Source organism: Mesorhizobium sp. BH1-1-5 (assembly GCF_020165615.1).
In the GTDB taxonomy this organism is placed as follows: domain Bacteria; phylum Pseudomonadota; class Alphaproteobacteria; order Rhizobiales; family Rhizobiaceae; genus Mesorhizobium.
Window position 1 is genome coordinate 125,219 of record NZ_JAIUIM010000012.1, and the last position, 19,627, is coordinate 144,845.

The window sequence follows — 19,627 nt, forward strand, 5'->3', positions numbered from 1 at the left end:
CCGCGACATTTGCCTCTATTGCCGCCGTGACGGCGTCAGCGATCGTTGCGGCCGAGCGCCAGCATCTCGTCGACGATCGACAGGGTGAGCTCGGGCTGTTCGAAATACGGCAGGTGGCCGCATTGCCGAAAAGCGTGGAGGCCGACGCGCTCCGGCAACGAATGACAATGGGCGAACGGGATGATCCTGTCCTGGATGCCGAACACGATGCGCGTGGGGATGCGGAGCCGTTCCAGGTCGCGGCGGATCGAGAAGGTCTGCGTGCCGTCGCAGAAATACCGCTCGGCAAGATTGGCCAGGGCGCTGGACAGGCTGTCGTCGTGGCGCTGGTCGACGACGCTGCGAATGAAGGCCTCCGAAATCTGTCCGGGGTCGAAGACAAGTTCCTGGAGCCAGGGCAGAAGGCTGGACGGCTGCCTGGCCGCGACGAAGCCATGGATGAACTGGTGGCGGATCTCAGGGCCAAGGCCGGCGGGCGAAATCAATAAAAGCGAGTTGGCTCTTATCAGTCCGCGAGTGGCCAGCCTGGCCGCGACGGCGGCGCCGAAGGAATGGCCGACGATCGTGGCGTGCTCGATGCCTTCGGCAGCCAGACGCTGCTCGACCATCACGCAGATTGCGTCGAGATCCTCTGGGATTGTCCTCGGCGACCGTCCATGTCCAGGCAGGTCGAGGGCCAGCATTCGTGCCTTAGGCCGGCCGGCGGCCAGAAGGCCGCGCCATGCATTATGGTCGGAAGCAAAGCCGTGCAGGGCGACGAGCGTTTCGGCGCCCTCGCGCTGCAGCCATGCGGCGTGCAATCCGCCGCCCTGCAGGCTGCTTTCGCGCCCATCGACGTCTTGGGCGGAACGGAAGCTTGAGACGACAGCCGGCGCATCGACGACCGGTCGCTCGCCGAGCACGTCACGTTTCTGGATGCGCCCTTTCGGGCCGGAGCCGCGGATGCCGTGGAGGTCAATCCGATGCTGGGCGGCGATCCGCCTTGCCAGGGGTGTTGCCACGATACGCGTCGAGGAGGGCGCCTGCGGCGGCACCGGCGTTCCATTGCGGTCGGGACCGGCCGACGGCGCCGAGGCGGGTTTGCTCGCGACTTCGATCTGCTCGCCGCTTTCAAGGATATGGCCGACGATTTCGCCGACCTGCACTTCCTCGCCGGCGGCGCGAGCGTGCGCGACGAAGCCGGACACCGGAGCCTCGACCTCGACCGCGGCCTTGTCGTTGTCGATCTCGAACAGCGCGTCGCCCTGCGCGACTTCCGCGCCGTCGTCCTTCAGCCAGCGGCCGATGGTGCCGGTGTCGGTCTCCAGGCTGACCTTTGGAAAAATGACGGCAATGGCCATGGAATTATCCTTGAGTTGGCTAGTCCCTTTGGACCATCGCCGCCATATACTCGCCCGTCGGTGGCAACGTTGCGCCGGTCAGCCGGTTCTGCAGTTCGGCGAGCAACGACTTCAGCTTGGGAACGAAAATCGAGACGCATGCCTCGACGGGAGCAAGGTCCTTGATGCCGCCGCATGTGATGGCCACGAGCTGGGACCCATCGCTCGGCCTGAAAGGCACGCCGACGGCGTTGATGTAGCTGTACCAGTCCCCGAACGAAGCCACGTAGCCATGCTTGGCGTAGCTTTCGAGCCCGCCGTCGATGGCGCGGCGTATCTTTTCCCTGTTGTCCGGGCTGTTCTCGATCAACTGGCCGATGACGCGGCCCTGCAGGCCCTCCTCCATGGCGGCCAGATAGGCCAGCCCCATCGATGTCTGCCAGATTGGCAGGCGCGAACCGACATTGAGCCGCAGCGTGACCGGCGTCTCGGGCCGACAATTCGAGACGTAGACCATCTCGAGCCCGTCGCGCATGCCCATGGCGACGGCGACGCCGGTTTCGAAGGCCAGGGTCTGCATCAGCGGCTTGGCCATGTACACCACGGCGCTGCTGCTAAGGCCTGAGTAGCCGAGCGATACGGTCGCCGGCCCGATGGAGTATCGGCCCAGAACCGGATCGTAAAGCAGATAGCCGAGGCCGACCAAGGTGTAGGTGAGGCGCGAGATCGTGGCCTTGGGCAAGCCGGTTCGTTCGATCAGTTCCTGGTTGCCGAGCGATATGTCGGCCGGCGTGAACGCGCGCAGGATTTGCAGCCCGCGCACCAGGGCGGACGAATGCTGTCCCTGATCTTCATTCGATGGCGCCGGTATGGGTTTGTTGCGTTTTCGCATGCTGCCTCCCAACAGCGAATATGGCCCTAGGCTCTTGGTCGGGAGCCCACCCTATCAGTCGCAACGGGCGGCCGACAGGCCTCGCAACGAAATTTGGAACTTAATTTCATTTCTATTGACTGGTGTTGGCCACCTTGTCAATATCGCCGGACTCTCGCTCAAAGCGTGGAGCGAAACGGTACGCCACGAGACGACGGATGCTCAACTACATCGTCAGACGCAGCATCGCGATGCCCTTCATTTTGCTGGGGATCGTTACGATGGCATTCCTGCTGACGGCCATCACCAAGGGTGACCCGCTCACGGCCGTGGTCAGCGAGCAGCAGCTCAACAACCCCGAGATCGTCGCGGCCGCGCGGCAAAGATGGGGTCTCGATCGTCCCTTGCCGGAACGCTATCTCATCTATGTCGGCAACCTGCTGAAAGGGGACATGGGAACGTCGTTCGTCACCCGTCGCCCGGTCACGACCGATCTGATGGCCCGGCTGCCGGCCACCTTCGAACTGGTCATCTCGGCGATGATCATCGGCAGCGTCATCGGCATCGTGTTCGGGCTTCTGGCGGCATACTACCGCGACACCGCGATCGATCAGGGCGCACGCATATTTTCGCTTTTCGGATCGTCCGTCCCGATCTTCTGGCTGGGCCTCGCGCTGCTTTTCCTGTTCTCGGTCAAATACCAGATCCTGCCGGGGCCGGGCCGCATCGACCCCAGAATGTCGCCGCCGCCCGTGGTGACCGGCTTCATGACCATCGATACCTTGCTGGCCGGAAACTTCACCGCCTTCAAGGACGCGCTCAGTCACCTCATCTTGCCCTCGATCGTGCTTGGCTGGACCGTGGCGGGAACGATCTCGCGCCTGGTCCGCGCCAATATGCTCGAAGTGATGGAGCGCGAATTCATCCTCACCGCGCGCGCCAAGGGCGCGGGAGAATTGCGGGTGGTGCTTCGCCATGCGTTTCGCAACATCCTGGTGCCGGTGCTGACGGTGATCAGCTATTCCTTTGCCTATCTCATCACCGGCGCCGTGCTGACCGAAGCCGTGTTCGCGTGGCCCGGCATGGGAAGCTACGCCGTGACGGCAGCCCGGTCGCTTGATTTCCCGGCGATCATCGGCGTGACCATCGTCGGCGGCGTGATGTTCCTGATCACAAACCTTCTCACGGATATCGCCTACGTGCTCGCCAATCCGCGCGTGCGCCTGAACTGAGAGAGATGCCATTGTCTTCGGTTCAAGCATCGCCCACCCGCATCCGTCTTCCCCAATGGGCTTCCCCGGCCTTTGTGGTCGGCGGCCTTGTCGTCCTTTTCTGGCTTGCCGCCACGCTGGTGCCGAGCTGGATCGCCCCTTATGATCCGCTGTCGCTGGCCGGCCGCAGGCTTCAGCCGCCCAATGCCACCTATCTTCTTGGAACCGACGCCTTGGGGCGCGACGTGTTCTCGCGCACCATCCATGGCGCGCAGCATTCGCTGCCGATCGCGCTCCTCGTCGTTGCCAGCGCTGTCCTTATCGGCTCGGCCGCCGGCGCCATTTCGGGCTACAAGGGAGGCATCATCGGCGCCGCGATCATGCGCCTGGTCGACATCACGCTTTCCTTCCCGCCGATCCTGCTGGCGATGGCTGTCGCGGCTTCGCTCGGTCCGGGACTTGGCAATGCGGCGATCGCGATGGTCGTGGTCTGGTGGCCTGTCTATGCACGGCTGATGCGCGCCCAGGTGCTCGAGGTGCGCGAGCGCGAGCATGTCGAAGCCGCGGTCGCCGCCGGCGCCGGTCATTTCCGTATCCTCACCAAGCACATCCTGCCGCTCTGCTGGACGCCGATCCTGGTCAGCGCCACGATGGATCTCGGCCAGGTCATCCTGCTTGCCGCGTCGCTCAGCTTCATCGGGCTTGGCGCAACCCCGCCCACCCCGGAATGGGGCGCCATGATTTCGGACGGCGCCACATACTTCTACAGCTGGTGGATCGCATTCGGGCCGGGCATGGCCATCCTGACGGCGGTGCTGGGCTTCAATTTCATCGGCGACGGCCTGCGCGACTATTTCGATCCGAGGTCGTCCAAATGAGTGTCGCCGAGACGACCGGTCCTGCTTCCACGGCGCCGCTGCTGCGCATACGCGATCTGAAGGTAGGCTTTTCCTCGCACGGCAAAATGCTGCCGGCGGTGCGCGGCCTCGACGTCGAACTGTCCAAGGGTGAGGTTCTCGGCATCGTCGGAGAATCCGGCTCGGGCAAATCGCTCGGCATGCTGGCATCGCTCGGGCTGCAGGCGCGCAATGCCGTGGTGACCGGCTCAGTCGTCTTCAAGGGCAGGGAACTGATCGGCCGTCCGCGCCGCGAGATGCGCGCGCTTCGCGGCTCGGAGATCAGCATGATCTTCCAGGATCCGCTGTCGTCGCTCAATCCGGTGATGACTGTCGGCGATCAGATCCGCGAAGCGCTTGTTCTCCACAACAGAAGCATGACGAAGGCGCAAGCGACCGCGAGGGTGCTCGAGCTCTTGCAACTGGTGGCAATCCCGCAGCCGGACCGGCGGATCAATCAATATCCGCATGAATTCTCGGGCGGCATGCGCCAGCGCGTGATGATCGCCATGGCGATCGCCAACAATCCCGAACTGCTTGTCGCCGATGAGCCGACGACGGCCCTGGATGTCACGGTCCAGGCCCAGATCATGCGCATGTTGCGCGATCTCAAGGAGAAACTCGGACTGGCCCTCATCCTGATCACCCACGACCTCGGCGTCGTCGCCGGGCATGCCGATCGGGTCGCTGTCATCTATGCCGGACTGGTGGTTGAGGAGGCCGAAGTGCGGGAGCTCTTCGCTAATCCGCGTCACCCCTACACACGGGGGCTGATCGCCTCCATTCCGAAGCTGACGGCTTCAAAGGACAAGCTCTATTCGATCCCCGGCGCACCGCCGATGCTTGGCGCGCTGCCCGAGGGATGCGCCTTTCACCCGCGCTGCAGCTTTGCCCAGGACGTGTGCCGGAAAGTTGCGCCTCCGACCGTCGAGCTTGGGCGCCACCGCGCGTCCTGTCATTTCGCCGAGACGCTGCCGCCCTGGGGCGAGCCGGCCCGGGCGGCGCAATCCGAAGAGCCCGCACATGGCTGAAGCCCCAAATCCAGCTGCGGACGGCGTGACGGCGGGCGGCGCCTTGTCCGTGCGCAATCTTTCCAAGGTCTTCCCGATCATGGGCGGCAGCCTGGTGCGCCGCGAGGTCGCGCAGCTGAAGGCCGTCACGGACATCTCGTTCGATCTCGATCCCGGCGAAACGCTGGGGCTGGTCGGAGAGTCCGGCTGTGGCAAGTCGACGCTCGGGCGATGCCTGCTCAGGCTGATCGAGCCGACGTCCGGCAGCGTGACGCTGAACGGCACGGACATCGTCTCGCTCGGTGCGGAGCAGATGCGGCGGATGCGCAGACATCTGCAACTCGTGTTCCAGGATCCCTATGGATCGCTGCATCCGCGCATGCGCGTCGAAGACAGCGTCGCGGAGCCGCTGCGGATTACGACGATGAGCCGCTCGCAAAGGCGTGAGCGGGTGCTGGAGATGCTGGATCTCGTCAGTCTCAGCGCCGCGCACGGCAGGCGCTACCCACACCAATTGTCAGGTGGCCAGCGCCAACGTGTCGTGATTGCCCGCGCCCTCGCACTGAGGCCTGAAGTCCTCGTCCTCGACGAGCCGGTGTCGGCGCTCGACGTGTCGGTCCAGGCAGGCGTGCTCAATCTTCTCCAGGAAATCCAGGAGAAGATGCGGACGGCCTATGTGTTCATCGCGCACGATCTTTCGGTCGTGCGTCACATCTCGCACAAGGTCGCGGTGATGTATCTCGGCCGCTTCGTCGAAGTCGCGCCGGCCGAGCAACTGTATGCAAGGCCGCTCCACCCTTATTCGCAAGCCCTGATGTCGGCCGTGCCGGTCGCCGACCCGGACCTGGAGCGAGGCCGCAAGCAGATCCTGCTCAAGGGCGACGTGCCGAGCCCGATCAATCCGCCGTCGGGCTGTCCATTCAGGACCCGCTGCTTCAAGGCGCAAGACAGGTGCGCCGAGATCGTGCCGCCTCTCATCGAGGTCGAGCCGGGGCATCTGGCGGCGTGTCATTTTCCGGGTCCCGTGGATATCGGGCCGTCGGCCTGAGCGCCCGGTAGCCGGCGATTTCAAGCAAGGAAGCGAGGACGTATGTCGGAAACCATCGGCGAGACGCCCACCGGCGAAAGCGCACCCGCTTTGCCCTTGGCAGGCATCAAGGTGCTGGATCTTTCGCGTGTGCTGGCTGGTCCTTGGGCGACGATGAGCCTGGCCGATCTCGGCGCGGAAGTCTGGAAGATTGAGAATATCGACGGCGGCGACGACACCCGGGCATGGTCCGTGCCGAACTACAACGGGATCAGCACGTATTATCTCTGCGCCAACCGCGGCAAATCCAGCATAGCGGTGGACCTGAAGCATCCGAAGGGCCGTGAAATCATTCATCGCATGGCCGCCGAGGCCGATGTCGTGATCGAGAACTTTCGAGCCGGCACGGTCCAGCGGCTCAAGATCGATTATGAAACCCTGAAAGCCGTCAATCCGGCCATCATCTACTGCTCGATATCGGGTTATGGGCAGACCGGTCCGGAATGGGACCGCCCGGGATATGATTTCGTCGTGCAGGCGGAAAGCGGCCTGATGTCCATCACCGGGCCTGTTGACGGCGAGCCGCAGCGCATCGGGGTGGCGATGACCGATATCATTGCCGGCATGGTGTCGGCCCAATCCATACTGGCGGCGTTGTATCAGCGCCGGCAGAACGGGCAGGGGCAATATATCGACATCTCGCTGCTGGAATGCGCGTTGAACACGCTGATCAATGTCGGCAGCGGGTACCTCAATGCCGGCGTCATTCCACGGCGCTATGGCAACGCGCACCCCACGGTGGTTCCGTATCAGATCTGCGAGTGCTCCGACGGCAGCTTCGCGCTTGCCGTCGGCAACGACAAGCAGTTTACCGCGCTGTGCGAAAAGGTCGTCGGCGTGCCGCACCTCGCCGGCGACCCGCTTTACAAGACCGCGGCGGCAAGGGCCCTCAATCGGGAAAGCCTGCTCGCAACGCTGGGCCCGGCATTTCGGACCCGGCCGCGCCATTATTGGATGGAGGCCTGCCTGCGCCATGGCGTGCCGGCCGGAGAGGTCAAATCCGTTCCGGAAGCCTTCGAGAGCCCGACCGTGAAGGCCAGGGAAGTCGTCCAGACACTGCACAGCCAGCACATCGGCCCGATCTCCCTTGTGAGGCCGGCGCAGGGCCTGAGCGCCCAGCGCGGGGCGAAGTACAAGGCGCCGCCGATGCTTGGCGAGGACACCGCCGCCGTGCTGTCGCAAACGCTGGGCTACACGCCGGAGGAAGTCGAGGCGCTGATCGGCCAAGGCGTCGTCCGCCAGTATACGGGCCCGTCGCTCGAGGCGTGATTTGGGGATAGGGGCGCGCGCCGTGTCGCATAACGAAAGGTTATTCAAGCCAAAGGTTTTTGCCAGTGCACGGCGCGGCTTCGAGTGCCTAAAGCAGAGGTCGATCGGCGCCGTCATGCCTGAAATCTTCGCTGCGTAACGGTTGCCGGGGCAATGTCTTGAAGGCCCGATACGGGCCAATCCTGGGTGGTTTCAATGGGGCGCCAGCTACATTTCGTCGGCTACTGCACGATCGGCCCTTCGTGGCACAACAACGGCAGCTGGCGCCATGACGAAAGCGACGGGACCGATTTCCTGGACCCCGGACGCTACGAGAACATCGCCCGTATCCTGGAGGCCGGAAAATTCGACGGGCTGTTCTTCGTCGACGTCCAGACCCTCTACGATACCTATGGCGGCGTCATCGATCCCTGCGTCAAATATGGCGGGCATATGTGCATGCTCGACCCGATGCAGATGCTGACGGCAATGGCGCGGGTGACCAGCCACATTGGCCTTTCGGCAACGATGTCGACCTCGCTTTATCATCCGTTCCACATCGCCCGTGCCTTTGCCTCGCTCGACCATATCAGCGGCGGCAGGGCGGCCTGGAACATCGTCACCTCGGCGACCGATCGCGAAGCGCAGAACTATGGCATGGACCGGCTGCTGGACAAGGCTCAGCGCTATGACCATGCCGATGAGGTGGTCGAGGCTTGCACGGCGCTCTGGAACAGCTGGGGACCGGATGCGCTGGTGCTTGACCGGCAGGCAGGCATTTTCGGCGATCCGTCGAAGGTGCGCTACGCCAACTACGCCGGCAAATATGTCAGGACGCGCGGCCCGTTGATGACGCCGCATTCGCCGCAGGGTAGCCCCGTGCTGATGCAGGCGGGGTCTTCGGACCGCGGGCGTCAGTTTGCGGCGCGCTGGGCCGAGATCGTCTTCACGCTGCAGAACAACAAGGCGGACATGCAAGCCTTCTACCGCGACATCAAGGACCGCGTCTCGAATGCCGGGCGCGATCCTTCGCACTGCGCCATTCTGCCCGCGACCGATATCGTCATAGGCGAAACGGAATCGATCGCACGCGAGCGGGCGGACTATATCGATTCCCTCGCCAATGCCGAGCTTGGCCTTTCCGAGATGTCGAACCATATCGGCATCGACCTCTCGGGCTTCCCGATGGACCAGCCGCTGAGCGAGATGGAGATCACGCAAGGCGCGCGCGGGGTGTTCGATATCATCATGAGCGGCGGCAAGGGCAAGACGCTGCGCGATGCCGGCCATCAATATGCGACCACCCAGATGTCGCCGCAGCTCGTCGGCACGCCGATGATGATTGCCGATCACATCCACGAGCTGTTCGAGGCCGAGGCGTGCGACGGCTTCGTCATCTGTCCGTCGATCACCCCCGGCTCGTTCTACCAGTTCGTGAAGTCGGTGGTGCCCGAGCTGCAGCGCAGGGGCATTTATCGCCGGGACTACACCGGAAGCACGTTCCGGGAAAATCTGCGTTCCTGACGCAGTCGCGGCGCGGCTCGATGCCAGCGCCGCGGAGCCATGAACTTGATCGAGGATGATATGAGCGGTTCTTCAACGGACAAGGCGCGCAGCAACAGTTTCGAACCCACGCCGGACGTGGTGGCGATGCTCAAGGAGCGCGCCCGCTTCGTGCGGCTGGAGACGATCCGGCTGATCGAGATTGCCAAGACGGGCCACTACACGTCCGTCTTCTCGGCTGCGGAGATATTCGCCGCGCTCTATTACGACGTCATGCGGCTGCGCCGGGGCGAACCGAAATGGGCGGGGCGGGATCGCTTCACGATCGGCAAGGGACATGCAGCGGTCGGCCTGTTTCCGATCTACGCCGATCTCGGCTTTTTCCCGAAGGAATGGCTCGACCGGTACACGCGCCTCGGCAGCCCGCTTGGCGATCATCCCGATATGAGGAAGGTGCCCGGCGTCGACTTCTCGTCGGGGTCGATCGGCCATGCGCTCTCGAATGCGCTGGGCATGGTGCTGGCGCAGCGCTGGACCGGCGAGAAGGACTATCGGGTCTTCTGCATGATGGGCGATGGCGAGATGCAGGAAGGACAGGTCTGGGAGGCCGCGATCAACGCCGCGCAGCACCGGGCCCGCAATCTCATCGCCATCATCGACCGCAACGGCTACCAGCTGGACGGGCGCGTCGACGATCTGATGAACATAGAGCCGCTCGACGAGAAATGGCGCGCCTTCGGCTGGGAGGTCCATACCGTCGACGGCCACGACGTGGCGAAGGTCACCGAGCTCCTGCGGCGGGTGAGGGCGGATGATGAGCGCGACAAGCCCTGCGTGATCATCGCCAAGACCAGCAAGGGGAGGGGCGTTTCCTACATGGAGACCGAGCCCGGCTGGCACCTGGGCTATCTCGACCCGTCCGATGCCGAAAAGGCCGTCGCTGAGATCAACGCGCTGGATGCTTGAAATGAACGGTCCTCTCTCTCCCAATTCGTGGCAGTATCGCGGCTTGAACGCCGTCAATCCAGGCCTCGATCATCTGTCCAACGGGCTGATCGATCTCGTGAAGGCAGGCCACAACGTCATGGCCGGATCGGCCGATCTTCAATATTCGAACGGCCTGAACCGCTTCGCGGCCGCCTATCCCGACCGCTATATCTCCTTCGGCATATCGGAGCAGAATATGGTCAGCACGGCCGCGGGCATCGCGACCTGCGGGGTGGTGCCCTTCGTGGCGACCTTCGCTTCATTCCTGGCTCTGCTTGCTTGCGAGCAGATCAGGATGGACATTGCTTATTCCGCGCAGCCGGTCCGGCTCGTCGGCCATCACACCGGCATCTCGCTCGGCTTCTACGGCACCTCGCACCACGCCACGGAAGACATCGCCATCATGCGCTCGATCGCCGATCTCGCGGTGGTGTCGCCGGCGGACGGTCCGCAGCTGGAAGCGGCCATCCGCGCTTCCGCGGACTACGACAAGCCGATCTATTTCCGCATCGGCCGCGGCCGCGATCCCGTCGTCTACAAGGAGACGCCGACATTCAAATTCGGCAAGGCGCATGAGCACCTGAAAGGCGACGAGCTGACGATCATCGCCTGCGGGATGGCCGTGCACGGTGCGCTCGAGGCCGCGAGTGCCATGAATGCGGAGGGGCACTCCGTCGGCGTGATCGACATGGCGTGCATCAAGCCCCTCGACCGCGACGCCATTCTCGAAGCGGCCTCCCGCTCGAAGAAGATGAAGATCATGACGGTCGAAGAGCACAATGTCCTGGGCGGGCTTGGCGGCGCGGTGGCTGAAGTGCTCGCCGACGAGGGGATTGGCGTGAAGCTCAAACGCCACGGCATCTATGACGAGTACAGCCTGATCGCGCCGCCCACCCATCTCTACGCCCATTACAAGCTCGATGCGGCAGGCATTCGCAGCGTGGCCGAGGCGTTCATCGCCTAAGGCTTGGCCGAAGGACACGCTGGAGGTTGCCATGCCGCATGGCCGGCAACCTCCGTGAAGGCACGGAAGCCTACTTGCTACTCGGCGCCTTTTGTCTGCGGCGCGCCTCCGCCACGGCCTCCTGCAACTGAGCGTGGCTGAGGCCGCCGAAGACGATGAAGGACTGCACCAGCCAGGACGGCGTGCCCTGCAGGCCGATCGTGTCGGCCTGCAGGGCGTTTCGTGCCAGCAGCTTGTCGATATCGGCCTTGTGCGCCGCGGCATCCTTGTTCAGCCTCGCCATGTCGATGCCGGCCCTGGTCAACACGGCCGTGACTTCCTTATTCTGCTGGAAACGCTTTGGTGACGACATAAGCGCGTCGTGCGCGGCTTCGTACTTCCCCTGCCACTTGGCCGCGAGCGCCATGCGGGCGGCATATTCGGAAACCGGACCGAACACCGGCCAGTCCTTGTAGACGACGCGCACCCTGCGGTCGCTCTTGAGAAGCTTCTTCAGTTCCGGATGGCTCTTGCGGCAATAGGGGCAGTTGTAGTCCATGAACTCCGCAATCGTGATGTCGGCATTCTTGGCGCCGACGAACGGCATGTCGGGATCATTGAGGACCTGTTCGGGTGTCAGGCCTTCCTGGGCGCTAGCCGGCAGGAAAGGCAGGAGCGTCGCGGTCGCCGCCAGGGCGGAGGCGCCAAGCAGAAAGCGCCGGCGGCCGATCGGATTTTCGTTGAGCATAAGATGACCTCTGGAGCGGCATCGCCGCCCTTCATGGATGAAAGAAGCACACAGGCGGTTGTCCACCCGGGCGCACCGATTCAAGCGACGAAGGAGGGTCGTGGCGGGCGCGGTTCCGTTTCGCGGAAGATGAGCTTCGTCGCGTGCGGGCTTATGGCAGGAATGCAATGGCCGGAATTTCGCGTCTCGCCACCGGTCGCGCCTTCCGGCAGGCCGATCTGGGGGAAGCAGGATATGCTCGACGTCCGCACCGTATGATAGCAGGGCTTGAAGGCCGAAGGCTGCGTGGTGTCGGGCGACGACTGGACTGCGACGGCAATGGTGGGTCGCGACAGCGACCAGGCCAGCGCCCAAGACGGCCACATGCCGGCGGCGATCGCCACCAGCAGGAATCCCAACGCCGTCACGGAAATACAGAACCGCATCGGCCTCATCCTAGAGCATGTCCGCCGAAAGTGGGAACAAGTTTCCGTAAGTATGCGGTGGCGATTCCGTGCAAACGCGAAAGGCACCGGCCGTGTGGCGGTCCACGCCGGGAGCGGACCGAAGGCCTACGCCCGAATGGGCACGCGCGGACGGATCAGCCTGGCTGCACCGTATGGAAGGAGCGCTTGAAGTGGATGAGCGGGTCGCCGCCGGCATGCTCGATATCACGGACATCGCCGATCATGATCTCATGATCGCCGCTCGCAATGACTGAATTTATATCGCAGATGATGTGCGAGACCGCGCCCTCGATCAACGGGAGCCCGCTGTCGGAGAGGCGGTGGCTGACGGATGCGAACTTGTCCGCTGCCTTGCTGGCGAACAGCATGCAGACATTCTGTTGCTGGCTGCTCAGGAAGTTGATGCAGAAGCGCCTTGTGGCCTTCAGCACCGGCAGAGTGTTGGACGTCCTGTCGACCGAAATCAGATATTGCATGGGGTCCAGCGAGAGCGCGATCACGGCGCTCATCGTCAAGCCGTGCAGGCTCCTGTCATCGGCGACCGCGGTGATCACCGCGACGCCGGACGGCCAGTGACTTGAAACGGTCTTGAACAGGTCACGGCCGGCCGCCAAAGGCGCATGGGCGGGGGTGCCGACGATGGGAGCGTTCATGTGGTGCTGGTCCTATGATCACGCTTTCAGTAACGTCAACATGCCGAAGCCGGCGTTGGCCGTAAACGCGCAAAATTCTTGGACACCCATAACAATTTGTTTTGCCAACCGCAGACGGCCGGCGACGGTCATATCGCTTAAAGCATTGAATTATCGAGCTGAGTTGACTTGATCCGAATTCCGCGGTTTCCGCCATCACATCCACGAAAGCGCATTGAAATCACTTGCCGTCGCGGCGGCATTGCTTGCGGCTCACGCCCGATTGGCATTAAGATTTGTTATGTCTTCCTTGCGTACCAGCATCCCCTCGCTCATATCCCTGATCTCGTTCGAAGCGGCCGCACGGCTGCTGAGTTTCACCAAGGCAGCCAACGAGCTCAACATCACTCAGGCGGCCATCAGTCGGCAGATCCGGGAGCTGGAGAATTTCCTGCAGACCCCCTTGTTCGAACGCGGGCATCGCTCGATCGAGCTGACCGCTGCCGGCATCATGTTGAATGCGTCGCTGCCGCTGCATCTCACGGCGATCGCTTCGCTTGCCGACCGGGTGAGAGAGTTGAGCGATCCCCAGGCTATCGTCGTCGGCACGACCCATGCGTTCGGCACCTACTGGCTGGCGCCACGGCTTGCCGAATTCAGCAAGCTCAACCCGGACGTGGATCTGCGCCTGGCGGTCAACGACGAGCTCGTCGACATCTCGAAGCAGCGGATCGACATGACCATTCGATTCGGCGGCGGGTCGTGGCCGTCCATGTCTTCGCGGTTCCTGATCGGCTGCGAAGTGACGCCGGTCTGCCACCCGTCCTACTGGGAGGACCGCAGGCGTCCGGCAAGTCCTGGCGATCTGCTTGGCGAGATGTTGCTGGGCATCGAAGGACGCTCGGTGCAGGGCGGCGGCTGGAGCGACTGGTTCCAGGCCCATGGCGTCGAAACGACCAAAGGCAAGCATCAGATCACGGTCAACAATTTCTCGGTTCTGATGCAGGCAGCGCTGAGCGGTCAGGGAATAGCCTTGGGCGGCAGTCCGCTTGTGGACGACCTCTTCGCAAGCGGGGTCCTCGTGCCGGCGCTGGAGCTCGCTCCATACAGGGTGAGGGGCTCGGACTATTACGTCGTCGAACCGGCCGGGCAGTTGCGCAAGCAGAGCTGCGAGAAGTTCTGTTCCTGGCTTTACGACCGGATGCGCCGGGACGCGGCGATGACGAACAATGAGCATCTACTGGTGGAAGCCCAGAAATCGCATAGATGACAGCCGGCCGGCGCCAGACATTATCGGCGGGCCACGGGTCGCCAAATCGCCGCTATTAGGCAGGCGCGCCCGCCAAGACTGGGTTTATTGTCTTGATGTGTCTTGACCTGCCGGAGCGTTTCTTCTTGTCTCGGAATCGAGATTTTCGCAATTCGAGGTGACGATGAGCAACGATGTCGAGGATAAGTCCGCCGCGGACCGCCAGCCGAAGCGCGTCGTGGCGCGGCGTCCTCAACGCAAGCCGGGGCAAGTGCGCTTCCGAAAGCTGCTCGACGCCCTGGACGAGTTGCTTGCGACGAGCAATGTCCAGGATATCGGGCTCTATCAGATCGCCGCCAAGGCGAAGGTCCCGACCGCGTCGGTGTACCATTTCTTCCCGAGCACGGAAGCGGCCCTGCTTGCGCTCGCCGAAGTTCACCACAACGCCTTGCTGCAACTCTCCATGCTGCCGCTGGAGGTTCGGCCGGCGCGCTGGCAGGATCTGTTCCGGCAAAAGGTGATCAGCGCGGCCGAATATCACAACAGCCATCCGGCCGCGCTCCGGCTGTTTCTCGGCGCCAACATCAGTGTGGAGGTCAAGAGCGCGGACATATCGCAGTATCACCGCCTCGTCGACGGCAGGTCGCAGCTGCTTTCCTACTATTTCCACGTGCCGGCGATGCCGGAATGGGAGCGCCGTCTTGCGACATACTTCGCCATGATAGATGGCGTTTTCTCGCTGTCTTACAGCGAAAACGGTTACATCCGCGACGACTATATCGCCGAAGCGCATCTGGCAGGCATAGCCTATCTGCGCTGCTATCTTCCGGAGATCCTCGCGACGCGCGAAGTCGGCGCGTAGCGGAGCGTCCTTGGAGCATTTCTGGTGCGAGCCGCTGGGCTCGGTAACTTCGCAGCTTTCCGTCCGGAATTGCGTCAGAACAAAGAGATGGAGATAGAGCGGTTCGCCGTTTTCGTGAAACGATGAACCGCTCCAGGACGCTCCGTGGCCGCCTCAGTTCTGCAGGTTTTCGCGGAAGGTCGAGTGTTGGTATTCCTTGCGGTATATTCCGCGGCGCTGCAGCTCCGGAACCACCGTTTTGACGAACTGGACGTAAGTGCCCGGGCTGATGGACGGGCAGATCATGAAGCCGTCGCAGCACTCCGCCTCGAAGAAATCCTGCAGGTGATCGGCGATCATCTTCGGCGTGCCGACGAGCTGAGGCGTCATCTGGCTGGTTGCCCAGGCCTTGCCGGCCTGGCCGAGTGTCAGTCCGTCTTTCTTCGTGCCCTGAAGCATCACGTCGAGGATGCCGCGGCAGCCCTGGCTCAATTCCAGGTCCTCCAAAGGCTTGTCGAGCGGCTCCTTGGACATGTCGACGCCGAGCGCGTTCGAGATCTCGGCAACGCCGAGCGTCGGGCTGGCATATTCGTTGATGGCCTCGGCGCGTTCCCTGGCGATCGATTCCGTGTCGCCGAGAACGATGTCGACCGCCGGAACGATGGCGCACTCGTTCGGCTTCCTGCCGCTGGCGACGACGCGGTCCTTGATGTCGCGATAGAACGCCTGCATGTGCTCCTTGGAGTTCTGCAGCGTGAAGATGACTTCGGCCCAGCGCCCTGCGAATTCGCGGCCGCGAGGGGAGGAACCCGCCTGCATGATCACCGGCCTGACCTGTGGCGAGCTCGGCACCGTCAGCGGGCCGCTGGTGCGTACATAGTTGCCCTCGTAGTTCACGTAGTGAACCTTGTCGGCGTCGGCGAAGACATTGTTTTGGCGATCGCCGACCAGCGCCCCGGGCTCCCAGCTCTGCCAAAGCTTGTCGCAGGCCTCGAGCACTTCGTCCGCCATGTCGTAGCGCTTGTTCTTGTCCATCAGCGCATCCATGCCGAAATTCTTGGCCTCACGTTCCATCGCCGATGTCACCACGTTCCAGCCGGCGCGGCCCTTGCTGATGTGGTCGAGCGACGCGAATGCCCGCGCAATGTGGAAGGGGTGGTAGAACGTCGTCGACATCGTCGACGCCAGCCCGATATGCGACGTGACACGCGCCATTGCCGAAAGGAGCTGCATGGGATCCATCATGCATTGCTGGCCGCCTTCCTTCAGATTCGTGCGATAGCCGCCGGCGTACGAGTCGAACAGCATCAGGAAATCGACGAAGAAAAGCCCGTCGAATTTCCCATGCTCGAGAGTGCGGGCAATCTCCTCGTAGCGGGCGGGGTCGAGCATATCGAGGCCGTCGCTTTCCGGGTGCCGCCATGCTCCGTAGTGATGCCAGGTGGGGCCGGCCAGCACGTAACCTATGAGATGCATTTGCCGCTTCGACATGGAAAAATCCCCTGCGTGGCCGAGCCATTCATAATGTGAGAGAGGGCTAGGATTACAGATAAACTTATTTATTATCAACTGGCATATGCGACAAATAATTGCCGCGCCATTCGATCCGGGCATTGGCTCCGCGATCACTGAAATCGCTTGAATTTACGGGAAAACAAGCGCAAATGCCGGTGATGTCGGTTTGTATCTGGTTCGTTGCCGGAACAAAAAGATAACCGATATTTATCATATTAACTCAGCAGCAGCTCCCCGGGAGGAATCGATGGACGCGCGCCGCATAACCGGGCAGACGAAAATCATGCTTCTGTTGGCCGACCCCGTCTCGCACGTGGTTGGAACGGAAGCCATCACGGCTTTCATGCGGGCCGCCGGTCATGATTTCGTCTGCGTTCCGGTTCACGTCGGACCGCAGGACCTTGCCGGCGCCATTCAGGCTTTGCGAGCGTATCGGAACTGTGTCGGATCGGGGGTGACCATCCCGCACAAGATACCGGTTCTGCCGTTGCTGGACGAATTGACGGGTCGGGCCCAGGCGATAGGCAGCGTGAACTGCATCCGCAGAGATCCCGATGGAAAGCTGATCGGCGACAATGTCGATGGCGCCGGCTTCGTGCGCGGCGCGGTGGAAGCGGGCGTCGAGCTGGCCGGCCTTCGCGTGCTCCTGCTTGGCGCGGGCGGCGCCGGCCGCAGCGTGGCCTTTGCGCTGGCCGAGGCGGGCATGGTTGAACTGGTCATCTGCAATCGTGACCGGGCCAAGGTCGCCGGGCTTGCCGATGCGGTAGCCGCCGCATATCCCGGCGTGCCGGTACGAACCGGCGCCGCCGACGCCACCGGCTTCGACATGATCATCAACGCGACGTCCGTCGGGATGGCCGGCAAGGATGATGACCACCTCCTGGACTTCGCAACGCTGTCGGCGGACATGATTGTCGCCGACATCGTCATGAAGCCGGAACGGACCAGATTGCTGCAGGCCGCAGAAGCGAAAGGCTGCCGCGTACTGTTCGGCCGCCGGATGATGGATGGCCAGCTCGCCCTCATGCGCGACTTTCTCGGTCTCTGAGTGTATTCGACCGATGGCAAGACGAAGGTTCCAGAGAGAAGCCCGATGAAGATGCAAGAAGAACGTCAGCTGCTGCTGGGCGCGATAGCCGACGATCTGACCGGAGGCTCCGAACTGGCAGCCATGCTGGTGGCGCGGGGCGTGCCGACCGGTTTCTCCACCCACATCGATGCAGCGATCGCGCCGGATTCGCTTGCACATGTCATCGCTCTGAAGACGCGCGTCATCCCGGCCGCCGATGCGGTCGACCTCGTCATCGCGGCGGCGCGGCGTTTGCTGTCGGCGGGTTGCGATCAGATCTTCTTCAAATATTGCGCCACCTTCGATTCGACGCCGGCCGGAAACATCGGACCATGCGCCGAAGCGCTCGCGGACCTGCTTGGCGCCAGGCTGGTGCTGTTCTGCCCGGCGCTTTGCGAGACCCAGCGCACCGTGTTCCAGGGCTATATGTTCGGCGGTTCTCAAATCCTCGCCGAATCGCCGAAGCGGTTCGATCCTCTCACTCCCATGACGGATTCCAACATCGTGCGCGTTCTCGCCGCGCAGAGCAGGAGCCGCGTCGGCCTTGTCGCGCATCCGGTCGTCGATCGCGGTTCGAAGGCGATTGCCGAGCGTTGCGAGGCGCTGGCGCAGGAGGGGACACGTTTCGCGGTGGTCGACACGATCTATGAACGCGATCTTGCCGCCATTGCCGAAGCCGCCGCCGAGATGCCGCTCATGACCGGGAACGCTTCGGTGGTGGCGCATCTGCCGACCTCCTGGCGCCGCAGCGGCAGGCTTGCAAATCCTCAGGCGGCGGAGTTGCCGGGCGTCGAGGGCCCGGCCGTCGTCCTGGCGGGAAGTGTCGCGCCGCGGACCGCCGAGCAACTCGATCACTTCGGCCGGGAAAACGAGATCGTCAGCGTCGACCTTGCGCGGCTCATGGAAGGCGAAGACCTCGGCGCGCCTGTGCTTGCGTCGGCCAACCGGGCGATCGCGGCCAACCGGCCGATCGCGATCGCGACAATGGCGCCGCAGCAGGAGGTCGAACGTTTGCAGGGCAAATACGGCCGCGACGTCGTGGCGCGCGCGGCTGAGAATTTTCTCACCGAACTCGCGCAGCGGCTGATCTTCGAGGGCGGTGTCAGGCGTCTGGTCGTCGCCGGCGGCGAGACGGCTGGCGCCATCGTGCCCAGATTGCCCATCAACCGCTTCATCGTCGGACCGTACCAGGGCCTGGGCACGGGACGCATGATCGCCGAAATGCCGTTTCAGGTCGCGCTGATGCTGAAATCGGGCAAGCTCGGCGGGATCGACGTTTTTTCAACAGTGCTCGAAGAGATGCGCCGGCCGGCAAGGACCGAACTGTATCTCGAGCAATGGCCGCCAACGACGAGGGCACAATGAAAGATCAAACCGCGCGTCGATCGCTCGTCGACGCGACCCGCTCGATCGCTTCGAAGGGATTGAACAGCGGAACTTCGGGCAACATCAGCCTGCGGCTCGGAGACGGCGCCATGCTGATCACCCCGACCGGGATTTCTCCGGAAAAACTCGATGCCGACGCGATGGTCGAAATGACGCTCGACGGCCAATGGGGCGGGGATTTCCGGCCATCGAGCGAATGGAACATGCATGCGGGAATCTACCGAGCCTTCCCCCAGGCTCAGGCCGTCGTGCACGCCCACCCCGACCATTGCGTGGCATTGTCGTGCCTCAGGCAGGGCCTGCCGGCGTTCCACTACATGATCGCCTCGTTCGGAGGCGATGACGTCCCCTGCTCGGACTATGCGACCTTCGCCACGGCGGATCTTGCAAGCGCCGTGGTGCGCGCGCTTGCCGAACGCAACACCTGCCTTATCGCCAATCACGGCATGATCGCCTACGGGCCGGATCTTGCCACCGCGCTCGCGCGAACCGAGAAATTGGAAACGCTCGCCAGGCAGTACATGATTGCCAGCATGGTCGGGCGCCCGGTGATGCTGACGGCGGATGAACTCAGCGTGGTGAAGGACCGCTACAAGACCTATGGCCAGCAGCGGCCGGCCTAGAGCAATTCCAGGAAAAGTGTGAGCGGTTTTCCGTCCGGAATTG

General features: G+C 63.1%; 19 protein-coding genes. 13 read left to right on the forward strand and 6 right to left on the reverse strand.

Annotated elements, in window-relative coordinates:
• Nucleotides 1-35: 35 nt before the first annotated feature.
• Together LB572_RS17800 and LB572_RS17805 are read right to left on the reverse strand one after the other, a co-directional pair.
• The gene (locus LB572_RS17800) at nucleotides 36-1,340 is read right to left on the reverse strand and encodes an acetoin dehydrogenase dihydrolipoyllysine-residue acetyltransferase subunit (RefSeq protein ID WP_224668605.1); all 1,305 of its coding nucleotides are present in this window, start codon (nucleotides 1,338-1,340) and stop codon (nucleotides 36-38) included.
• A gap of 19 nt (nucleotides 1,341-1,359) precedes the next feature.
• Nucleotides 1,360-2,211, reverse strand: coding sequence for an IclR family transcriptional regulator (locus LB572_RS17805; protein ID WP_224668606.1), 852 nt, complete (start codon nucleotides 2,209-2,211; stop codon nucleotides 1,360-1,362).
• Nucleotides 2,212-2,408: 197 nt separating this feature from the next.
• Here LB572_RS17805 and LB572_RS17810 point away from each other — a divergent pair, with 197 nt between their 5' ends.
• The 8 genes from LB572_RS17810 to LB572_RS17845 all read left to right on the forward strand — a co-directional run bounded on the left by LB572_RS17810 (nucleotide 2,409) and on the right by LB572_RS17845 (nucleotide 11,096).
• Nucleotides 2,409-3,422, forward strand: a complete 1,014-nt coding sequence (locus tag LB572_RS17810; RefSeq protein ID WP_140802256.1) for an ABC transporter permease — start codon at nucleotides 2,409-2,411, stop codon at nucleotides 3,420-3,422.
• Between the two features lie 41 nt (nucleotides 3,423-3,463).
• Nucleotides 3,464-4,279, forward strand: a complete 816-nt coding sequence (locus LB572_RS17815) for an ABC transporter permease (protein WP_412033573.1) — start codon at nucleotides 3,464-3,466, stop codon at nucleotides 4,277-4,279.
• Complete coding sequence (locus LB572_RS17820; RefSeq protein WP_224668608.1) at nucleotides 4,276-5,328, forward strand: ABC transporter ATP-binding protein; 1,053 nt, start codon at nucleotides 4,276-4,278, stop codon at nucleotides 5,326-5,328. The genes LB572_RS17815 and LB572_RS17820 overlap by 4 nt, the downstream gene beginning before the upstream one ends.
• Nucleotides 5,321-6,355 (forward strand): ABC transporter ATP-binding protein, encoded by a 1,035-nt coding sequence (locus tag LB572_RS17825; protein WP_140802253.1) that lies wholly within the window; start codon nucleotides 5,321-5,323, stop codon nucleotides 6,353-6,355. The genes LB572_RS17820 and LB572_RS17825 overlap by 8 nt, the downstream gene beginning before the upstream one ends.
• Before the next feature lie 42 nt (nucleotides 6,356-6,397).
• Nucleotides 6,398-7,663 carry a CaiB/BaiF CoA transferase family protein gene (locus LB572_RS17830; protein WP_224668609.1) on the forward strand — a complete coding sequence of 422 codons (1,266 nt, stop codon included), beginning with the start codon at nucleotides 6,398-6,400 and terminating at the stop codon, nucleotides 7,661-7,663.
• Between the two features lie 195 nt (nucleotides 7,664-7,858).
• Nucleotides 7,859-9,166 carry an LLM class flavin-dependent oxidoreductase gene (locus LB572_RS17835; RefSeq protein WP_224668610.1) on the forward strand — a complete coding sequence of 436 codons (1,308 nt, stop codon included), beginning with the start codon at nucleotides 7,859-7,861 and terminating at the stop codon, nucleotides 9,164-9,166.
• Between the two features lie 60 nt (nucleotides 9,167-9,226).
• Complete coding sequence (locus LB572_RS17840; protein WP_224668611.1) at nucleotides 9,227-10,111, forward strand: transketolase; 885 nt, start codon at nucleotides 9,227-9,229, stop codon at nucleotides 10,109-10,111.
• Nucleotide 10,112: 1 nt separating this feature from the next.
• Nucleotides 10,113-11,096 carry a transketolase family protein gene (locus LB572_RS17845; protein ID WP_140802249.1) on the forward strand — a complete coding sequence of 328 codons (984 nt, stop codon included), beginning with the start codon at nucleotides 10,113-10,115 and terminating at the stop codon, nucleotides 11,094-11,096.
• 70 nt (nucleotides 11,097-11,166) lie between these two features.
• On the opposite strand, the gene LB572_RS17850 is transcribed toward LB572_RS17845, so the two are convergent.
• The 3 genes from LB572_RS17850 to LB572_RS17860 all read right to left on the reverse strand — a co-directional run bounded on the left by LB572_RS17850 (nucleotide 11,167) and on the right by LB572_RS17860 (nucleotide 12,922).
• Complete coding sequence (locus tag LB572_RS17850; RefSeq protein ID WP_224668612.1) at nucleotides 11,167-11,823, reverse strand: DsbA family protein; 657 nt, start codon at nucleotides 11,821-11,823, stop codon at nucleotides 11,167-11,169.
• A gap of 80 nt (nucleotides 11,824-11,903) precedes the next feature.
• A complete protein-coding gene (locus tag LB572_RS17855) occupies nucleotides 11,904-12,248 on the reverse strand; it encodes a hypothetical protein (protein WP_224668613.1) in 345 nt (114 codons plus the stop codon).
• A gap of 155 nt (nucleotides 12,249-12,403) precedes the next feature.
• A complete protein-coding gene (locus LB572_RS17860) occupies nucleotides 12,404-12,922 on the reverse strand; it encodes a flavin reductase family protein (protein ID WP_224668614.1) in 519 nt (172 codons plus the stop codon).
• 214 nt (nucleotides 12,923-13,136) lie between these two features.
• Between LB572_RS17860 and LB572_RS17865 the strand changes: the two genes are divergently transcribed.
• Together LB572_RS17865 and LB572_RS17870 are read left to right on the forward strand one after the other, a co-directional pair.
• Complete coding sequence (locus LB572_RS17865) at nucleotides 13,137-14,171, forward strand: LysR substrate-binding domain-containing protein (RefSeq protein WP_224668615.1); 1,035 nt, start codon at nucleotides 13,137-13,139, stop codon at nucleotides 14,169-14,171.
• 163 nt (nucleotides 14,172-14,334) lie between these two features.
• Nucleotides 14,335-15,012, forward strand: a complete 678-nt coding sequence (locus LB572_RS17870; protein WP_140802244.1) for a TetR/AcrR family transcriptional regulator — start codon at nucleotides 14,335-14,337, stop codon at nucleotides 15,010-15,012.
• 153 nt (nucleotides 15,013-15,165) lie between these two features.
• On the opposite strand, the gene LB572_RS17875 is transcribed toward LB572_RS17870, so the two are convergent.
• Nucleotides 15,166-16,482, reverse strand: coding sequence for an LLM class flavin-dependent oxidoreductase (locus tag LB572_RS17875; RefSeq protein ID WP_224668616.1), 1,317 nt, complete (start codon nucleotides 16,480-16,482; stop codon nucleotides 15,166-15,168).
• A 271-nt stretch (nucleotides 16,483-16,753) separates the two neighbouring features.
• On the opposite strand from LB572_RS17875, the gene LB572_RS17880 reads away from it, so the two are divergent.
• From LB572_RS17880 to LB572_RS17890, 3 genes are read left to right on the forward strand one after another with little or no spacing between them, the layout of a single operon-like run.
• The gene (locus tag LB572_RS17880) at nucleotides 16,754-17,554 is read left to right on the forward strand and encodes a shikimate dehydrogenase family protein (RefSeq protein WP_224668617.1); all 801 of its coding nucleotides are present in this window, start codon (nucleotides 16,754-16,756) and stop codon (nucleotides 17,552-17,554) included.
• Nucleotides 17,555-17,599: 45 nt separating this feature from the next.
• Nucleotides 17,600-18,940, forward strand: coding sequence for a 3-oxo-tetronate kinase (otnK, locus tag LB572_RS17885; protein ID WP_224668618.1), 1,341 nt, complete (start codon nucleotides 17,600-17,602; stop codon nucleotides 18,938-18,940).
• Nucleotides 18,937-19,584, forward strand: coding sequence for a class II aldolase/adducin family protein (locus tag LB572_RS17890; RefSeq protein WP_140802241.1), 648 nt, complete (start codon nucleotides 18,937-18,939; stop codon nucleotides 19,582-19,584). The genes otnK and LB572_RS17890 overlap by 4 nt, the downstream gene beginning before the upstream one ends.
• Nucleotides 19,585-19,627: the final 43 nt, after the last annotated feature.

Bases quoted from the DNA above. Each gene is read 5' to 3' on its own strand.
- LB572_RS17880 (WP_224668617.1), top strand. From the start codon at position 16,754: ATGGACGCGCGCCGCATAACCGGGCAGACGAAAATCATGCTTCTGTTG.
- otnK (WP_224668618.1), top strand. From the start codon at position 17,600: ATGAAGATGCAAGAAGAACGTCAGCTGCTGCTGGGCGCGATAGCCGAC.
- LB572_RS17805 (WP_224668606.1), bottom strand. From the start codon at position 2,211: ATGCGAAAACGCAACAAACCCATACCGGCGCCATCGAATGAAGATCAG.
- LB572_RS17820 (WP_224668608.1), top strand. From the start codon at position 4,276: ATGAGTGTCGCCGAGACGACCGGTCCTGCTTCCACGGCGCCGCTGCTG.
- LB572_RS17830 (WP_224668609.1), top strand. From the start codon at position 6,398: ATGTCGGAAACCATCGGCGAGACGCCCACCGGCGAAAGCGCACCCGCT.
- LB572_RS17800 (WP_224668605.1), bottom strand. From the start codon at position 1,340: ATGGCCATTGCCGTCATTTTTCCAAAGGTCAGCCTGGAGACCGACACC.
- LB572_RS17860 (WP_224668614.1), bottom strand. From the start codon at position 12,922: ATGAACGCTCCCATCGTCGGCACCCCCGCCCATGCGCCTTTGGCGGCC.
- LB572_RS17810 (WP_140802256.1), top strand. From the start codon at position 2,409: ATGCTCAACTACATCGTCAGACGCAGCATCGCGATGCCCTTCATTTTG.
- LB572_RS17845 (WP_140802249.1), top strand. From the start codon at position 10,113: ATGAACGGTCCTCTCTCTCCCAATTCGTGGCAGTATCGCGGCTTGAAC.
- LB572_RS17870 (WP_140802244.1), top strand. From the start codon at position 14,335: ATGAGCAACGATGTCGAGGATAAGTCCGCCGCGGACCGCCAGCCGAAG.
- LB572_RS17890 (WP_140802241.1), top strand. From the start codon at position 18,937: ATGAAAGATCAAACCGCGCGTCGATCGCTCGTCGACGCGACCCGCTCG.
- LB572_RS17825 (WP_140802253.1), top strand. From the start codon at position 5,321: ATGGCTGAAGCCCCAAATCCAGCTGCGGACGGCGTGACGGCGGGCGGC.
- LB572_RS17875 (WP_224668616.1), bottom strand. From the start codon at position 16,482: ATGTCGAAGCGGCAAATGCATCTCATAGGTTACGTGCTGGCCGGCCCC.
- LB572_RS17850 (WP_224668612.1), bottom strand. From the start codon at position 11,823: ATGCTCAACGAAAATCCGATCGGCCGCCGGCGCTTTCTGCTTGGCGCC.
- LB572_RS17855 (WP_224668613.1), bottom strand. From the start codon at position 12,248: ATGCGGTTCTGTATTTCCGTGACGGCGTTGGGATTCCTGCTGGTGGCG.
- LB572_RS17840 (WP_224668611.1), top strand. From the start codon at position 9,227: ATGAGCGGTTCTTCAACGGACAAGGCGCGCAGCAACAGTTTCGAACCC.
- LB572_RS17835 (WP_224668610.1), top strand. From the start codon at position 7,859: ATGGGGCGCCAGCTACATTTCGTCGGCTACTGCACGATCGGCCCTTCG.